The sequence below is a fragment of the Brachybacterium paraconglomeratum genome, assembly GCF_039541415.1.
GTDB lineage: Bacteria > Actinomycetota > Actinomycetes > Actinomycetales > Dermabacteraceae > Brachybacterium > Brachybacterium paraconglomeratum_A.
The window spans coordinates 1-15,598 of record NZ_BAABGE010000010.1; the positions used below are offsets into that span (position 1 = coordinate 1).

Consider the following 15,598-nt stretch of genomic DNA (forward strand, 5'->3'; position numbering starts at 1 on the left):
GGACCTCGACGTCTATCCCCAGCTACCCCGTTTCACCGGCGCGCCCACACTCAACTCTGAAGAGCCCCTATGACCTGGTCTGGGTGCCGGTGCTGGCCACCATCTTGATGCTCTGCTTCGTGAATCTCTCGGTGCGGATCGGCCTGACCACCGACCGTTCGCCGGTGGCGACCGTGAGCCTCGCCTTCGGCCGGATCGTGGGGGTCCTGATCGGGCTCGGCGCCTTCCTCGTCGCAGCCTCATTCCAAGCAGGGAACTCGGCCGGGACCGGAGCGGCCGGGCAGGTGCTGCTCGGTGGGGACCCTCGCCTGTATGCGGTGCTCTTCACCGCCGCCGCCATCGGTTTCCTCTGGCTGCCCCGCTTCTACCGCAACCTCGAGCGGACGATGGTGGTGATCATCGTGCTGATGCTGGTGATCTACGTGGCCACCGCCGTGGTCACCCGCCCGGACCTGCTCGGGGTGCTCCGAGGCCTGATCCCGTCGATACCCTCCGGCGCCAATGCCCTGGTGGTCAGCGCCGTCGCCACCACCTTCTCGGTGGTCGGGGCGTTCTACCAGATCCAGCTCGTGCGCGAGAAGGGGTGGACCATCGAGCAGTTCCCCGACGCGCGCCGGGACGCAGCGCTGGGGACGTTGATCCTCGGCTCGCTCTCCCTGGTCATCATGGTGGCGGCGGCCGCAGTGCTGCACCCTCTCGGCGCCACCGTCAGCTCCCCGGCGGATATGGCCGTGATCCTGGAGCCGACCCTCGGCCGCTGGGCGACCATCCTGTTCGCCCTCGGCCTCTGGGCGGCGGCCTTCTCCTCCCTGCTGGGAAACAGCACGATCGGCGGCTCCATGCTGGCCGGGGCGCTCGGGATCGACCAGCGCGGCCTGGACTCCGCCGCGGTGAAGATCTGCATCACGGTGGTGATCGCGCTCGGCGGCGTGGTCGCGATCCTCTTCGGTGGGATCCCTGTCCAGCTGATCCTCACCGCCCAGGCGGTCACCATCTTCGTGGTGCCGCTGATCGGCATCGTGCTGGTCGCGCTGGCCCGCAGCCGCCGCCGAGGCACGCTGCGGATCGGAGTCGGGCAGACGATCCTCGCTCTGCTCGGCATCGGCTTCCTGCTGGTGCTGGCCGTGCAGTACCTGATGGCGCTGCTGGGGCGGTGAGTCTCGGGCTGCGGTGAGGGCCGGCCCTCAGCACAGCCTCTCGCCCAGCCAGGCGGCGATGCCGGCCATGACGTGGGTGGGCACCGGGTGTCCACCATCGTGCAGCAGCAGGTCCAGGCCCTGCTCCTCGGGCCAGTGGCGGCGGGCGGAGTGGAACAGGCCGAGGTTGTGCACGCCGTCGCTGCCTCCGCCTCCGGCCAGCAGGAAGGGGCGCGGGGCGACCAGCCCCAGCAGCTCGTCCTGGTCCCGGCCTGCGGGGATATCGCCGTCCAGATACCAGGGATCGGCCCAGTTGGAGTGGGCGAAGCCGAGGCCGGGCTCGTGCGCGGCGCCGGCTTCGATCCGAGGATCCAGGGCCGCCAGATGCAGGGAGAGCTTGCCGCCCAGGGAGTGGCCGAAGGAGGCCAGCCGGGAGAAGGGGGCGAGCCCGGACTCCTGCAGCGCCGTGACGGCGAGCATCAGATCCGCGACGCTCCTGCCGAGTCCGGTCAGGGGCTGCTCGCCGCCGTCGTGCTCGCGACGGTGCCGCTCGGCGGCAGGGCTGTAGCGGGCATCGAGCCCGAGCGCTCCAGCGGTCGCCGGGTCTGCCGCAGCGACCTGCTCGAACCACCACGGCACGGCGAGCACCGAGTGCCCGGCCTGCGCGAGCTGCAGACCGAAGGCGCTGCCGGCAGGATCCCTACCGCTGAGCTCGGTGCGCGGGGAGGGCTCCGCGAACAGCGGAGCGGTGTCATAGAACGGCACCACCACCACGACCCCGGTCGACGGGGCGGTCGTCGGCCGCAGCAGCTCGCATACCAGCTCGCTGCCGAAGCTCTGGATCACCAGCTGATGGATCTCACCGCGCACCCCGGGATGCCCGGGGGCGCGGCGCCCGCCGGGGCGCCAGCTGCCCCCGGGATCGGGAACCGCTCCGAGGCGCTCCTGCCACCAGCGGCGGGTGTCCTCCCTCGAGGGCATCGTCTGCTCAGACCTCCACGGGAAGGGCGGCCGGGCGCACCGGGGCGCCGGTGCGCCCGGATTCGTAGACCGCCTCGATGAAGGCGACCGCGGCGCGGGCCTCGGCCGAGGAGACCAGCGGAGCGGTCTGGTTCTGCACCGCGGAGACGAAGTCCTTCAAGCCCTCGAGCAGGATCTCCCGCGGGGTGAACTCGGGCAGCTCGAGCCCGTCCCGGGAGTGCATGTGCACGACCCGTTCGTTCTCGGTGACGATCGAACCGGCATCGCCCATCAGGTTCATCCGGATCGGAAGGTTCCCGTAGGCGGCGGTGGTGGCCTGGAAGGTCAGCTGGGCACCGCTCTTCATCCGGGCGGTGACGGTGACGGTGTCCTCCACCTCGATCCGCTCATGGGCGAGCAGCCCGGTGAAGGCGAACAGCTCCTCGACCTCGCCGAGCAGCCAGAGGGTCAGGTCCACCAGGTGCACGCCCTGGTTCATCAGCGCGCCGCCGCCGTCGAGGGCCCAGGTGCCGCGCCAGGCACCGGAGTCGTAGTACTCCTGGCTGCGCCAGAGCGGCACCTCGATGGTCGCCGAGGTGAGGCGACCCAGCTTCCCCTCGTCGATGATCTGCTTGAGGAACTGGTTCTCCGCGGCGAAGCGACGCTGGCTGGCGATGGTCAGAATCTTGCCGGAGCGCTGTTCAGCGGCCCGGATCCGGTCCGCCGCCTCGACGGTGATCTCGATCGGCTTCTCGAGGAAGACATGCTTGCCCGCGTCGAGCGCCTGGATCGTGACCGCGGCATGCAGCCCGGAGGGCACGGCGATGATGACCGCGTCGATGTCCTCACGCGCCAGCAGCGCGGTGACATCCTCGGCGGCCTCGACCCCGTGCTCGGCGGCGATCTTCTGGGCCGCCTCGGGGTTCTGGTCGGCGACCGCGATCAGCGCGGCGGGGGCGGCGTCGGAGGTGAGGCGCTTGGCGTGACCCTGGCCGATGATCCCGACCCCGATGATGCCGAAGCGCAGCAGATCATGCGAAGCAGGGGTGGTGGACTCGGACATCAGGAGTTCCTCTCGAGAGAAGCGGTGATCGCGGAGAGCACGACGATGGGGGACAGCAGGTCCTGTGGGGAGCGGGGGGAGGTGCCACTCTCGACTGCGGCCAGGAACTCTGTGAGCGCGGGGGCGTTGTAGTCGTTCGTCAGGCTCAACGGGTGGGAGACGACGGCGTTCTCGTAGGCGCCGGTCGCGTGGAAGGGCGCCCGGGTCCCCTCGCCCGGGACGAGGAAGGTCAGGGTGAGCTGGGTGCCCGCGATCTCGAGCGAGGCGACCACGGTGTCCCCCCGGCGCACCGTGCGGACCTCGAGGGAGCCTGGTTCGACCACCGGGTTCCCCAGGATCTCGAGGGCCGCTTCGACGTGATGGATGCCGTAGAAGAACAGTCCCGAGTACTCGCTGTCCGGGTCCGCCGCACCGATCACGTGGAGATGGCGCAGCGCTCCGGTCTCCGCGGTCGGGGCGAAGCGGGGGAGCTCGGGCACGAAGCGCAGCGCCGAGCAGGACAGCAGCACGGCGTCATGGCGCGCGGCGAGGTCCAGCAGCTCCCGGGCATCCTCCACGGAGGCGGCCAGCGGCTTGTCCACCAGCACCGCCTTGCCGGCCTCGAGCAGCGGCCGGGCGTGCTCGAGATGCTTGGCGCCGTCGCGGGTGGAGACGATAGCAGCGTCCACCTGGTCGCCGAGGTCGCGGGGCTCCTCGACGATCAGCTCGATGCTGCCGAGCTCTGCGAGCTCCTGGTTCCGTGTCGATGGGCCGCCGACGAGAGCGACCGCGCGGGTCCCCGGGTGGCGATCTTCGACGTTCAGGAAGCGGGTGAAGTGGGTGATGTGCGAATTCTCGGTGCCGATGAGGCCGATGCGTAGCATGGCTGTTCCCCTCGTGGCCGGGCGGTGCCGGGTTGGTCGGTGGATCCGGTCGAGTCCCGCACGTCGGCTGCGATGTCACGGCGACGGGACAGGGTTCAAGCCTGTACTGCAATCGCTTGCACGTCAAGGGGGAAAACGTATCCACCGGCCACGGAACCTGAACTGCGGTCCGCGCAACCGATTGCGGTCCCGGGGTGGAGAGCCTACTGTCGAGCTATGGAGAAGATCGATGGCGTTCCTCGCGTGGGCCTGCTGGGTCTGGGCACCATCGGCGTCTCGCATGCCCGGGCGCTCGCCCAGCTCCGGGACCGCGCGACGCTCGTGGCCTTCAGCGGGGGCAGTGCCCAGAGAGCGGCGGACGCCGACTGGCCGGAGGCAGCGCAGCAGAGCCCCGCGGAGCTCCTGCGCCGGGACGACCTCGACGTGATCGCGATCTGCACCCCCAGCGGTGCGCACGCCGAGAACGTCCTGTCCGCACTGGGCCAGGGCAAGCACGTCGTGGTGGAGAAGCCGCTCGCGCTCACGGCGGCCGACGCGGACCGGATCGTCTCCCTCGCTGAGGACACTGGCGTGAGCGTCCATGTCATCTCCCAGCGCCGCCTCGAGCCCGAGGTGCGGGCCGTGCGGGCCGCGCTCGAGGAAGGTCTGCTCGGAGCGGTGCGGCTCGCCACCACCCATGTCCACTGGTGGCGGGACGAGAGCTACTACGCCGCCGCCTCCTGGCGCGGCGATGCCGCGGGCGGTGGCGGTTCCCTCATGAACCAGGGTGCCCACAACGTCGACCTGCTGCGCTGGCTCGCCGGCCCCGTGGACTCCGTCACCGCGCAGTCCGCGACCCTCGCCCATCAGCCCGGCGCCGAGGACACCACCGTCGCGACCGTGCGCTTCACCAGTGGTGCTCTAGGGATGATCAGCACCTCGACGGCGACCCCGCCCGGGACTCCGGCCACCCTCACCCTGCACTGCGAGCGCGGAGTCGTCGCGATCGGACAGGGCGTGCTGCTGCGTTGGGAGGTCGAGGGTGTCCCGGCACCGACGATCGGCGGCGAGGGGGACGGGATCGGCGTCGGCGCTTCCGATCCCGCCGCCATCGGCATCGCCGGGCATGTCCAGCAGTGGACCGACATCCTCGAGGCGCTGCGCGAGGGACGGGACTCCTCGATCCCCGGACACGATGGCGCCGAGACCGTGCGCCTGCTCGATGCCCTCACCACCGCGGCCGCCACCGGCCGGACGGTCACCATGGACGAGCTGCGATGACGGAGGAACTGCGATGAAGGTTGCCATCCTGGGCGCGGCCCACCAGCACGTCGACTATGCGCTGGCGGAGATCCAGCACCGAGGCGAGCTCGAGCTGGTCGCCGCCTCCGAGCCCGATGCCGCCCTGCGCGAACGCTTCCTCGGTGGCGTGGACGCGCCGCTCTACGACACCCCGGAGGAGCTGCTGGCAGCCCACGACGTCGACGTCGCGCTGGTGGCCGGGATCTACAGTGAGCGCGCGCGGGCGAGCATCGCCGCGCTGAACGCCGGCGCGCATGTGCTGGCCGACAAGCCGCTGTGCACCAGCCTCGACCAGCTCGACAAGATCAGGACCATCGCCGCTCGGGCCGAGCGGCACGTCTCGATCGTGTTCGAGAAGCGGTTCTACCCCGAGACCCTGGCACTGCGCCGGCTGCTCGTGGGCGACGTGCTGGGCAGGATCGCAATGGTCGCGAGCACCGGTCCCCACAAGCTGGGTCAGGCCAGTCGTCCGGACTGGTTCATGGACCCCGCCACCTACGGCGGGATCGCTGGAGACCTGCCCATCCACGACATCGATCTGGTCCTGCACCTGGTCGCCGGACAATCAGGCCTGGCAGCGCTGCACGGCAGCGTGAGCGCCTTCGTCGGCAATGCGCGGGAGCAGGACCACCCCGGCTTCGATGATCACGTCAGCCTGCTGATGCGGGTCGGAGAGGTCCCCGCCACCATCGAGGCGAACTGGCTGGGGCCGGAGGCGTCCGATGTCCACGGCCACTACCGCATGCGGGTCACCGGGGAGAAGGGGACCGCCGAGGTGGACTGGGCCTACCACCGCCTCACGGTCACCACCCACGACCGACCCACCTGGGAGGAGCCGCTGGGCCCGGCGCCCCGCCCCGCGCAGTACTTCTTCGACGCCCTGCTGGCGGGACGTGAACCCGAAGTCACCACCGCCGCGAGCCTGCAGGCCACCGAGGTCGCGCTCAAGGCGCAGCAGAGCGCCGAATCCGGGGGAGCGCTCCTGGGATTCTGAGGGCCAGGAGCGTTCGCCCGAGATCCGGTGCGGCACAATGAGGCTCCAGACCAGGCAGGCTGGTGACCAGCACCGCGGTGATCAGCACTGCAGCGACCGGCATTCAGGAGGTGGGCGATGCGCAGAGCGACGATCTACTCGATCGCGGAGAGTCTGGGGGTCTCACCCTCGACGGTCTCCCGGGCCTTCTCCCGCCCGGAGATGGTCAAGCAGTCCGTGCGCGAGCAGATCCTCGAGACCGCACGCCAGCTCGGCTACACCCCCAACCGTGCGGCCCGCGGGCTGGCGACAGGGCGCACCGGCGTGATCGGCATGCTGGTCCCCGATGTCGAGAACCCCTTCTTCCCGCCGCTGATCCGCGCGGTCCAGGACGCCGCGCGGGAGCAGGACGCGGAGCTGCTGCTGATCGACTCCGAGCTCAGCGCGAGCGCGGAGCAGGAGCTCGTCGCCCGGATCCGCCCGCAGGTCGACGGCCTGATCATTGCCTCGGCCCGCCTCCCCTCGAAACAGCTCCATGAGGTGCTCCGGGGAGTCCCCGCGGTGATCGTCAATCGCGCGGTGCGCTCCCTGCCGGCGGTGGTCTGCGACAACACCGCCGCGCTGCAGAGCCTGGCGCAGCAGCTGCGCGAGCACGGCCATTCCCGGTTCGCGCTGCTGCGCGGGCCGAGCGCTTCCTGGGCCGCGACCAGCCGCGCCCGGGCCGTGCGGTCATGGGCCGAGAGCTCCGAGATCGAGCTGGTGGAGCTGGGCCCCTTCGAGGCGCAGTTCGAGGACGGCCGCGCCGCTGCGCAGCAGATCATCGACGCCGACGCCACCGCCGTCTTCGCCTTCGATGATCTGATGGCCGCGGGAGTGATCGCGGGCCTCAGCGAGCGAGGGGAGCGGGTCCCCGCCGACCGCAGCATCGTCGGCTGCGACGACGTGCTGCTCGCCCGCACCATGACCCCTGGCCTGACCACCGTCGCCGCGCCCTTCACCGAGCTCGGCCGCGCTTCCGTCGAGGTGCTGAGCGACGTCATCGCCGGCGGCCCGGCACGCACGGTGACCCTGCCCGGCACCGTGGTGCTGCGCGGGACCGTCGGCCCGCCCGGATAAGCTCGGCGCATGCAGGGGGACGGAGACACAGGCACCGGTGCTGACGCCGCCGCGGTGGCAGATCTCGGAAGCGAGAGTGCACGTGCGGTCTATCGAGATCTGCTCCGTTTCGGGCCCCGCTCCCGCAGCGAGCTGTCCCAGCGGCTCGGCCTCTCGGCACCCACCGTCACCCGGGTGAGCCGAGATCTGCTCGAGCGCGGCCTGCTGCACCCGCTCGACATCGTGCAGCAGGCCAAAGGCCGCCCTCAGGAGCCGCTCGATGTCGAGGAGAACCTCGGCCCCCGCTTCATCGGGGTCAAGGTCACGGCCGACGAGGTCCACGCCGTGGTCGCCACCGTGCGTGCCAATGTCCTCGAGGAGCTCACGCTGCCCCTGGCCGACACCGCCCCGGGGACGGTGCAGGAGACGATCCTCCTCGCGGTCGAGGCGATGATCTCCGCGCACCCCCACGTGCTTGGGATCGGGGTGGGCCTGGGAGGGCTGGTCGCCGAGCGCCGCACCGTGATCTCCGCTCACCTGCTGGGCTGGCGGGAGCCCGTCGAGCTCGCCGCCGCCCTCGAAGCCCGGGTGCAGCTCCCAGTGGTCGTCGAGAACGACCTGGTCGCGATGGTGGGCGGGCTGCACTGGTTCGGAATGGGGCGCTCCTACGACTCCTTCGCCGTGCTCACCGTCGGCGCCGGGGTGGGTATCGCGACGGTGGTCGGCGGTAGGATCCTGCGCGGACGCCACCATATGGCGGGGCTGACCGGCCTGCTGCCGATCGGCGCCGGCCCCGGTGGGGAGCTGGTCGCAGTGCGGGACGTGGCCAGCACGCAGGCCGTGGTCCGTCGCGCTCGCGAGCAGGGCGTGCTCGGTGAGGGGGAGGGCGTCGAGGACCTGCGTGCCCTGCTGGCGACCGGACACGACGGCGCGCTCGCGATCGCGAGGGAGATGACCCGCGCGCTCGCGCTCGCGGCGGCCAGCCTGGCCGCAGTGGTGGACCCCGACGCGATCGTGCTCGGCGGGGAGAACGTGGACCTGCTGCGGGCCGCGGCTCCCGCCTTCGAGGAGATGCTGCGCCAGGGCCTCACCAGTGACCAGCAGGATCTGGCGATCCGCACCCTCAGCGGAGACTTCGATGAATGGGCTCGCGGGGTCGCCGTCATCGCCGTGCAGGAGTTCGTCGGAGTCGAGCCCTGAGGCGCGACCCCGACGACGCCCTGCCGACAGCTCTGGTCACTCGAACAGGGAGTTGACCCGGTCGTTGAACGAGACGAAGTCCGCACCGTCGATCTGCCGCATCCAGCACTGGTCGAAGGCCGTCTGCATGAGCGGCATGATCGAGGCGGAGTTCTCCACCAGCGGGTACAGCCCCGTCTCCCCGTTCGCCACGCGATCGGTGAACGCGGTGACGTCCAGTCCCTTGTCGGCATAGCTCTCGATCGCGGCCTCGGTCCCCGCATCCGTCGCCGGGAAGAAGGGGGAGCGTTCGCCGATGAGCTGCTGCGCCTCGTCGGAGGCGAGGAAGGCGATCAGGCGTGCCGCCTCCTCCTTGTGCTCCGACTGCGAGGAGATCGAGTCCCCGAGGCCGTTGAACATCGACATCGGGGTGCCGATCGGGCCCGTCGGCAGGGGAGCGATCCCCAGCTCCATGCCCTCCATGTTCGCGTAGGTCGAGATCATCCAGGAGCCGGCCAGAGCGATCCCCGCCTTCCTGGACTGCAGCTGGGTCTGGCCGGGGCTGGAGTCGCCGAAGACGCCGAAGGGTGGGAAGAACCCCTTGTCGACCAGGCCGAAGTACCAGTCCATGGTGGCGGCGAAGCGGTCGTCGTCGTAGTTGAAATGCGTGCCCCAGGTGTCGGAGTCCGTGAAGGTCCATCCCGTGGAGAAGGCGAACGGCGACCAGCTGGTCTGTCCCGTGTAGTCGATCACGGCGTCAGCGGCCATGCCGTAGCGCACCACGTTCTGCGGATCGAAGCCTTCCTCGTCACCGCGCACCCCGTTCGCATCCAGGGAGAGCCGGGCCAGCAACCGCTCGAAGCTGCCGCCGTCCTCGGGGTTCCAGTCCAGCCCCTCGAGGTCCTCGGGGGCGATCCCCTCCTCGGAGAGCAGGTTCTTGTCGTACATGATCGCGACCGTGTCGTAGTCCTTGGGGATCCCGTAGCGGGTGCCCTCCTGATCGCTCCACAGCTCCTGGAGTCCGTCCTGGAAGTGCTCCGCTGTGACGTCCTCGAGGGCGGCGAGCCCATCCAGCGGCGCGATCACCCCGAGGTTCACGAACTCGGGGAAGCGGGCAAGGTGGTCGGTGAAGGCATCCGGGCCCGCTTCGGCGACGAAGCTCGCCGTGAGCTTGGTCCAGTAGTCGCCCCAGCCCAGCTGCGTGACACGCACGAAGATGTCGGGGTTCTGCTCCATGAAGAGGTCGATCGCCGCGGAGTACGCGGGCAGCTGGTTGGCGTCCCACAGCCAGTAGTCGATCTCGGTGGCGCCCGCCGGGGCAGAGGCCCCGCCGCACGCGGACAGGGCACCGGCGCCGACCGTGCCGGCAGCGAGGGCGGCTGAGCCCTGCAGCAGGCGGCGTCGGGACAGGGAGGTGGGGGAGGGCAGGGTGTGCTCGGGGGTATGCATGGGTGACCTCACTTGATCCCGCTGAAGCCGATGGAGTTGACGATCTTCTTCGCGAACAGCGCGAAGAGGATCAGCATGGGAGCGGCGGCGACCAGGGTCGCGGCCATCAGGCCCGACCAGTCCGGGCCGGTGCCGGGAGATTGCGCGCGGAAGACTCCGAGGGCGACGGTGAGCACCCGGGACTGATCGGTATAGGAGACCATCAGCGACCAGAAGTACTCGTTCCAGGCTCCCATGTAGGTGAGCAGGGCCAGGGTCGCGAGCGGCGCGCTGGACATCGGCAGGATGAGGGTGAAGAACACCCGGGCCTTGCTCGCCCCGTCGATCAGCGCCGCCTCCTCGACCTCGCGGGAGATGTTGTTGAAGAACTGTCGCAGGAAGAAGATCGCGAAGCTCGAGATGAACAGCGTCGGCAGCATGATGCCGAGCAGTGTGTCCACCAGGCCCAGGTTCTTGATCAGGATGAAGTTGGGCAGCAAGGTGAAGATCTGCGGGATCATCAGCGAACCCAGGAAGATCAGGAACACCGTCTCCCGACCGCGCCAGCGCAGCCGCGAGAAGGCATAGGCGGCCATCGCGCAGGAGAACGTCTGCACGACCGTCACGGCGGTCGCGACGACGACGGAATTCAGCAGATAGCGCCAGAAGTTGATCGAGGCACCGGAGCCGCCCTGGGAGATCGCCGTCTCGACGTCCTGCAGGCCGAAGACGCGCTCGAAGCCGCCGAGGTTCAGGCCCACGGGCAGCAGGCTGCCGGGGTCGGTGGCCAGGGCGTTGTTGCTGGACAGTGCGGTGCGCAGCATCCAGTAGAAGGGGAACAGCGTGATCAGCAGGAAGATCACCATCACGGCCCAGGCCGCGATCTTCCCCCACGGGATCGGCTGCTTCGGGCGATGGATCGTGCGACCGGTGGGGTCGGTGGAGTGTGTGCTGCCGGCGGTGCCGGGACTGCCCGTGACGGGATGCGATGTGGTGGTCATGTCTTCTTTCCCCTCAGTCCAGGTCCGACTGTCCGGCCTTGGTCAGCCAGTACTGCGTGAAGGTGATGATCATGAGGATCACCAGCAGGGCCACGGACAGTGCCGAGGCATAGCCGAACTCGTACTGCGCGAAGGCGTTCTCGTAGATGTACATCTGCAGGACCTTCGAGGCGTCGGCCGGACCGCCCTGGGTGGTCACGGAGATCGTGTCGAACACCTGGAAGGAGCCGATCACGGTCATGATCAGCACCAGCGCCAGGATCGGGCGCAGCAGCGGCAGGGTGATGCGGCGGAACTGCGTGAGCTCGCCGGCACCCTCGGTGCGGGCCGCCTCGTAGAGGTAGGTGGGGATGGATTGCAGGCCCGCGAACAGCAGCAGAGCGGTGTAGCCCACGTGGCGCCAGACGTTGACCAGGGCGACCGTGGGGATCACCCAGGTCTCGCTGGCCCAGAAGGAGACCGGGTCGAAGCCGATCCACTGCAGGAAGATGTTGAAGATGCCCAGCTGGGTGTCCAGGATCCACAGGAACACGATCGCGGCGACCACGTTGGAGACGAGATAGGGGGTGAGCACCAGCGAGCGCAGGATCGTGGATTGCGTGAGGCGCTGCATGAGCACGCCGATGAGCAGGGCGACGACCGTCTGGACGCCGATGTTGATCAGCACGTACCAGACCGTCACCTTGAGCGAGTTCCAGAAGACGGGATCAGCGAACAGCCGCTGGTAGTTCTCCAGCCCCACCCAGACAGGTGGGGTGAGGGTGGTGTACTCCGTGAAGGAGTAGTAGATGCCGGTCAGCAGCGGCCACACCAGAAACACCAGCAGGCCGACGGACGCCGGCGCGATGAAGAGAAGCGCGAGCTTGGTGTCGTCCTTCCTGCGGCGTCTGGTGGGGGCTGACCGTGTCGACGTCGTCACGGTGGACATGGCGTTCTTCTTCCTGTGGGGTGAGAGGTCAGTGGCCGGAGACGGTGGTGGCCGGCTCGCGGACGAGGGAGAACAGCACGCCCTGCTCGGGGTCGATCAGGGGAGCGGCGAGGCCGGAGGTGCTCAGCACGGCACCGGGCAGGAGCAGCCCGTCCTCGTCGGCCGCTCGCTGCCACCAGGGAGGCAGGACGAGGCCGGTGGGACGCTCGCCGATCAGCAGCGGGCGGATCCGGTAGTGGGCGCGGGCATCGAGCCCGGGGAAGCGCAGCCGCTCGTGCTGAGACTCGGAGGAGCGCCCGACGGCCGCGAGGGCGAACAACGCTTCCGCCTGGCCCGGGGCCACCACTCCGTACATCCACAGCGGGCTGCTGCCACGGTCCACACGCACCAGGTCGCCGGTGAACAGCAGCTCACGGTGCTCCTTGTACAGCGCGATCCACTCCCGCAGCTCGTCCAGCTCCTCAGGGGTGGCCCGGGCGAGATCCCACTCGATGCCGAGGTGGCCGAACAGGGCGGAGAGACCCCGGAAGGCGAGGGTGTGGAGGCGTCCGGTGGTGTGGGAGCGGCCGGAGGCGATGTGGCTGCCCATCAGCTCGAGCGGGATCAGCTGGGAGGTCCAGCGGTTCATCTGCTGGCGGTCCAGCGGATCGATGCAGTCCGAGACCCACACCCGGTCGGTGTGCTCGAGCACCTCGAGGTCGACGCGGGCTCCGCCCGAGGAGCAGGATTCGATCTCCAGGCCCGGGTGGGCCGCCTTCAGCGCGTCCATCAGGGCGTAGGTGGCGAGGGTCTGCTCGTGCACTGCGGCCCGGCCGGTCTGCGAGGTCGCAGCCTCCAGCAGGTCACGGTTGTGGTCCCACTTGAGGTAGCCGATCTCGTACCGGTCCAGGATCGCCAGCATCTGGTCCCGGACATGGGTCGCAGCGGCCGGGAGGGACAGGTTCAGCACCTGCTGGTTCCGCGATGGAAGGGGCATCCGTGCGGGGGAGGGCGCCATGATCCACTCCGGGTGGGCGCGGGCGACGTCGGAGTCCTCGTTGATCATCTCCGGCTCGAACCAGAGACCGAATTCCATCCCCAGCGCCCGCACATGGTCGATCAGCGGGCCGAGCCCGTCGGGCCACACCTGCGTGGAGACCACCCAGTCGCCGAGCCCTGAGGTGTCATCGCGGCGGGAGCCGAACCAGCCGTCATCGAGCACGAAGCGCTCCACCCCGAGCGCCGCCGCGCGGTCCGCGAGGTCCTGGAGCCGGGCCAGGTCATGATCGAAGTAGACCGCCTCCCAGACGTTCAGGGTGACCGGCCGGCGCGTGTCCACGTGCTGGGAGCGGGAGCGCAGATGGCGGTGGAAGCGGGAGGCGACGGCATCGAGCCCCTCGCCGTAGGAGGCGTACAGCCACGGGCCCGCGTACTTCTGCCCGGGGGCGAGCTGCAGCTCGCCCGGCAGCAGCAGCTCACCGCCGCCGAGGACTCGTCGGCCGGTGTTGATCTGCTCGGCGAGATGGCGGTGGTTGCCGGAGAAGGCGGTGTGCACGCCCCATGCCTCACCGTGGCGGAAGCCGAGCCCGGGGCGGCCGGCGTGCAGGACGTGGGCGGCGTCGGCCCCGGTGCGACCGCGGCGGTTCTCGCGCAGGTGGGTGCCGACGGTGAAGGCGCTGCGCTGCGGGGTGCGCTCCTTCGCCCAGCGGCCGGCGAAGTCCAGCAGCTCCTCGGCATCGGCCGGGACCGGGACGGTGAGGGTCAGCTCTGCAAGTGCGTAGGAGGTCTCAGCAGTGTTGGTCAGGGCGGCGCGCATCCGCAGCAGCCCGGAGGGGAGCAGTTCGACCTCGAGGTCGACGGTGAGGCCGAGCAGGGCATCGGCCAGGGAGAAGTGCACCGTGGCGGCACCGGCCTCGACATGCGCCGCCGTCACCGCGGCGCCGCCCAGGGTGACGCCCTCGGTGACGAGTCGGGGGTTCCAGCCGGAGCCGTCCGGGCGGGAGCCGCCGAGTCCGGGCCGGCCGATCCAGCCGTCGCTCTGCTGGGGGATGATCCCGATCCGCACCGGGACATCCACCGCGTTCTGGGGGACGACGTCGACGGCGGCCTCGCACACCGCATCGATCCCTGCCTCGCCGAGCTCGCCGAGGGTTGCGCCCCAGTGGGTGATCGCCGGAGCCCGTCCCTCCGTGACATCCAGGACCACCGAGACGCCGGAGGCGGTGAGGTGGAGGCGGTGCGTCACCCCGGGGTGCGGAGCGAGCAAGGGGTGAGCGGCGGGGATCGGGCGAAGGGGCATCAGCGGCCTTCCGGGAGCGGTCGTGGCGACGGTGCGACGTCGGCGGCGACCTCGCATTACTGAAACTATGAAATTAAAGCTGTCTCGTCAAGTGCCCACGCAAGATTCGTTGGCATCGTGAGCGCTACGCTGTCGCTCACCCGAGAAGGCCAGGAGCCCCAGAATGATCTTCACCCAGTCCTCGAAACTGCGCGATGTGTGCTACGAGATCCGAGGACCGGTCCCCGCAGAGGCGGCCCGTATGGAGGCCGAGGGGCACAAGATCCTCAAACTGAACATCGGCAACCCCGCACCGTTCGGCTTCGAGGCGCCCGACGAGATCCTCGTCGACATGATCAAGAACCTGCCCACCGCGCAGGGCTACTCCGACTCAAAGGGCATCCCCTCGGCCCGTCGGGCAGTCGCGCAGTACTACCAGACCCGCGGGATGCCCGGCATCGAGCTCGAGGACGTCTACCTCGGCAACGGGGTCTCCGAGCTGATCCAGATGGTGTGCCAGGCCCTGGTGGACGACGGCGACGAGGTGCTGATCCCGCAGCCCGACTATCCGCTCTGGACCGCGTCGGTCTCCCTCGCCGGCGGCCGCGCCGTGCACTATCGCTGCGATGAGGACGAGCACTGGTGGCCGGATGTCACCGACATCGCTGACAAGGTCACCGAGCGCACCAAGGCGATCGTGATCATCAACCCCAACAACCCCACCGGCGCGGTCTATCCCGAGCACGTCCTGCGCGACATCCTCGAGGTCGCCCGCAAGCACGGCCTGATGATCCTCGCGGACGAGATCTACGACAAGATCCTCTACGACGACGCCGTGCACATTCCGATCGCCTCGCTCGCACCGGACCTGCTCTCGATCACCTTCAACGGCCTCTCCAAGGCCTACCGGGTGGCGGGCTTCCGGGCCGGCTGGATGGCGCTGTACGGGCCGAAGGACCATGCGACGAGCTTCATCGAAGGCCTGGACGTGCTCTCCAACATGCGCCTGTGCCCCAACGTCCCCGCGCAGCACATCGTGGCCACGGCGCTCGGTGGTCAGCAGTCGATCCAGCAGCTGATCCTGCCCGGGGGCCGGCTGCGGGAGCAGCGCGACGTCGCCTATGAGGGTTTGTCGGAGATCCCGGGGGTCTCGGTGCAGAAGGCGCAGGGCGCGCTGTACATGTTCCCGAAGCTCGATCTGGAGATGTACCGCATCGAGGACGACGAGCAGTTCGCCTATGACCTGCTGCGCGCGCGGAAGCTCCTGGTCACTCAGGGCACCGGCTTCAACTACCCCACCCATGACCACTTCCGGCTGGTCACCCTGCCGTCGGTCGAGGTGCTGGAGGATGCCGTGGACCGGATCGGAGACTTCCTGGCCGGGATCCGGCGCTGAGCCCGACAGCGGCGGAGCAGCTCGCCCAGCTCAGCCAG

Annotated in this window: 13 protein-coding genes; 6 read left to right on the plus strand and 7 right to left on the minus strand. The window is 69.5% G+C overall.

The annotated features are described in order from the left end of the window. Nucleotides 1-1,157 (plus strand): Nramp family divalent metal transporter (locus ABD893_RS14625; protein WP_345081860.1); only part of this gene is annotated, 1,157 nt, incomplete at its 5' end. A gap of 27 nt (nt 1,158-1,184) precedes the next feature. Here the strand turns inward: ABD893_RS14625 and ABD893_RS14630 are convergent. Genes ABD893_RS14630 through ABD893_RS14640 form a run of 3 tightly spaced genes read right to left on the minus strand, consistent with a single transcriptional unit; the run spans nt 1,185 to nt 4,022 of the window. Then, complete coding sequence (locus tag ABD893_RS14630; RefSeq protein WP_345081865.1) at nt 1,185-2,117, minus strand: alpha/beta hydrolase family protein; 933 nt, start codon at nt 2,115-2,117, stop codon at nt 1,185-1,187. Between the two features lie 7 nt (nt 2,118-2,124). Then, a complete protein-coding gene (locus ABD893_RS14635; RefSeq protein ID WP_345081868.1) occupies nt 2,125-3,159 on the minus strand; it encodes a Gfo/Idh/MocA family protein in 1,035 nt (344 codons plus the stop codon). Further along, nucleotides 3,159-4,022 carry a Gfo/Idh/MocA family protein gene (locus ABD893_RS14640; protein WP_345081871.1) on the minus strand — a complete coding sequence of 288 codons (864 nt, stop codon included), beginning with the start codon at nt 4,020-4,022 and terminating at the stop codon, nt 3,159-3,161. The genes ABD893_RS14635 and ABD893_RS14640 overlap by 1 nt, the downstream gene beginning before the upstream one ends. A 216-nt stretch (nt 4,023-4,238) precedes the next feature. Here ABD893_RS14640 and ABD893_RS14645 point away from each other — a divergent pair, with 216 nt between their 5' ends. From ABD893_RS14645 to ABD893_RS14660, 4 genes are all read left to right on the plus strand, one after another. Further along, complete coding sequence (locus tag ABD893_RS14645) at nt 4,239-5,282, plus strand: Gfo/Idh/MocA family protein (protein ID WP_345081874.1); 1,044 nt, start codon at nt 4,239-4,241, stop codon at nt 5,280-5,282. Between the two features lie 13 nt (nt 5,283-5,295). Then, entirely contained in the window at nt 5,296-6,297 is a 1,002-nt protein-coding gene (locus ABD893_RS14650) for a Gfo/Idh/MocA family protein (RefSeq protein ID WP_345081877.1), read from the plus strand. Between the two features lie 117 nt (nt 6,298-6,414). Next, nucleotides 6,415-7,392 (plus strand): LacI family DNA-binding transcriptional regulator, encoded by a 978-nt coding sequence (locus ABD893_RS14655; protein ID WP_345081880.1) that lies wholly within the window; start codon nt 6,415-6,417, stop codon nt 7,390-7,392. Nucleotides 7,393-7,401: 9 nt separating this feature from the next. Then, a complete protein-coding gene (locus ABD893_RS14660; protein WP_345081883.1) occupies nt 7,402-8,571 on the plus strand; it encodes an ROK family protein in 1,170 nt (389 codons plus the stop codon). Nucleotides 8,572-8,607: 36 nt separating this feature from the next. Here the strand turns inward: ABD893_RS14660 and ABD893_RS14665 are convergent, their stop codons facing one another. The 4 genes from ABD893_RS14665 to ABD893_RS14680 are packed head-to-tail and all read right to left on the minus strand — an operon-like array spanning nt 8,608 to nt 14,185. Further along, entirely contained in the window at nt 8,608-9,999 is a 1,392-nt protein-coding gene (locus ABD893_RS14665; RefSeq protein WP_345081886.1) for an ABC transporter substrate-binding protein, read from the minus strand. Between the two features lie 8 nt (nt 10,000-10,007). Further along, nucleotides 10,008-10,979, minus strand: a complete 972-nt coding sequence (locus ABD893_RS14670) for a carbohydrate ABC transporter permease (RefSeq protein WP_345081889.1) — start codon at nt 10,977-10,979, stop codon at nt 10,008-10,010. Nucleotides 10,980-10,992: 13 nt separating this feature from the next. Then, nucleotides 10,993-11,907, minus strand: a complete 915-nt coding sequence (locus ABD893_RS14675; protein WP_345081892.1) for a carbohydrate ABC transporter permease — start codon at nt 11,905-11,907, stop codon at nt 10,993-10,995. 28 nt (nt 11,908-11,935) lie between these two features. Then, nucleotides 11,936-14,185: an alpha-galactosidase gene (locus ABD893_RS14680; protein WP_345081895.1), complete on the minus strand. Its 2,250-nt coding sequence runs from the start codon at nt 14,183-14,185 to the stop codon at nt 11,936-11,938. A 163-nt stretch (nt 14,186-14,348) separates the two neighbouring features. On the opposite strand from ABD893_RS14680, the gene ABD893_RS14685 reads away from it, so the two are divergent. Then, on the plus strand, nt 14,349-15,560 hold the full coding sequence (locus tag ABD893_RS14685) for a pyridoxal phosphate-dependent aminotransferase (protein ID WP_345081898.1): 1,212 nt from the start codon (nt 14,349-14,351) through the stop codon (nt 15,558-15,560). Nucleotides 15,561-15,598 lie beyond the last annotated feature (38 nt).

Coding starts and splice junctions, on each gene's coding strand:
- ABD893_RS14630 (WP_345081865.1), bottom strand. CDS start 2,117: ATGCCCTCGAGGGAGGACACCCGCCGCTGGTGGCAGGAGCGCCTCGGA.
- ABD893_RS14635 (WP_345081868.1), bottom strand. CDS start 3,159: ATGTCCGAGTCCACCACCCCTGCTTCGCATGATCTGCTGCGCTTCGGC.
- ABD893_RS14640 (WP_345081871.1), bottom strand. CDS start 4,022: ATGCTACGCATCGGCCTCATCGGCACCGAGAATTCGCACATCACCCAC.
- ABD893_RS14645 (WP_345081874.1), top strand. CDS start 4,239: ATGGAGAAGATCGATGGCGTTCCTCGCGTGGGCCTGCTGGGTCTGGGC.
- ABD893_RS14650 (WP_345081877.1), top strand. CDS start 5,296: ATGAAGGTTGCCATCCTGGGCGCGGCCCACCAGCACGTCGACTATGCG.
- ABD893_RS14655 (WP_345081880.1), top strand. CDS start 6,415: ATGCGCAGAGCGACGATCTACTCGATCGCGGAGAGTCTGGGGGTCTCA.
- ABD893_RS14660 (WP_345081883.1), top strand. CDS start 7,402: ATGCAGGGGGACGGAGACACAGGCACCGGTGCTGACGCCGCCGCGGTG.
- ABD893_RS14665 (WP_345081886.1), bottom strand. CDS start 9,999: ATGCATACCCCCGAGCACACCCTGCCCTCCCCCACCTCCCTGTCCCGA.
- ABD893_RS14670 (WP_345081889.1), bottom strand. CDS start 10,979: ATGACCACCACATCGCATCCCGTCACGGGCAGTCCCGGCACCGCCGGC.
- ABD893_RS14675 (WP_345081892.1), bottom strand. CDS start 11,907: ATGTCCACCGTGACGACGTCGACACGGTCAGCCCCCACCAGACGCCGC.
- ABD893_RS14680 (WP_345081895.1), bottom strand. CDS start 14,185: ATGCCCCTTCGCCCGATCCCCGCCGCTCACCCCTTGCTCGCTCCGCAC.
- ABD893_RS14685 (WP_345081898.1), top strand. CDS start 14,349: ATGATCTTCACCCAGTCCTCGAAACTGCGCGATGTGTGCTACGAGATC.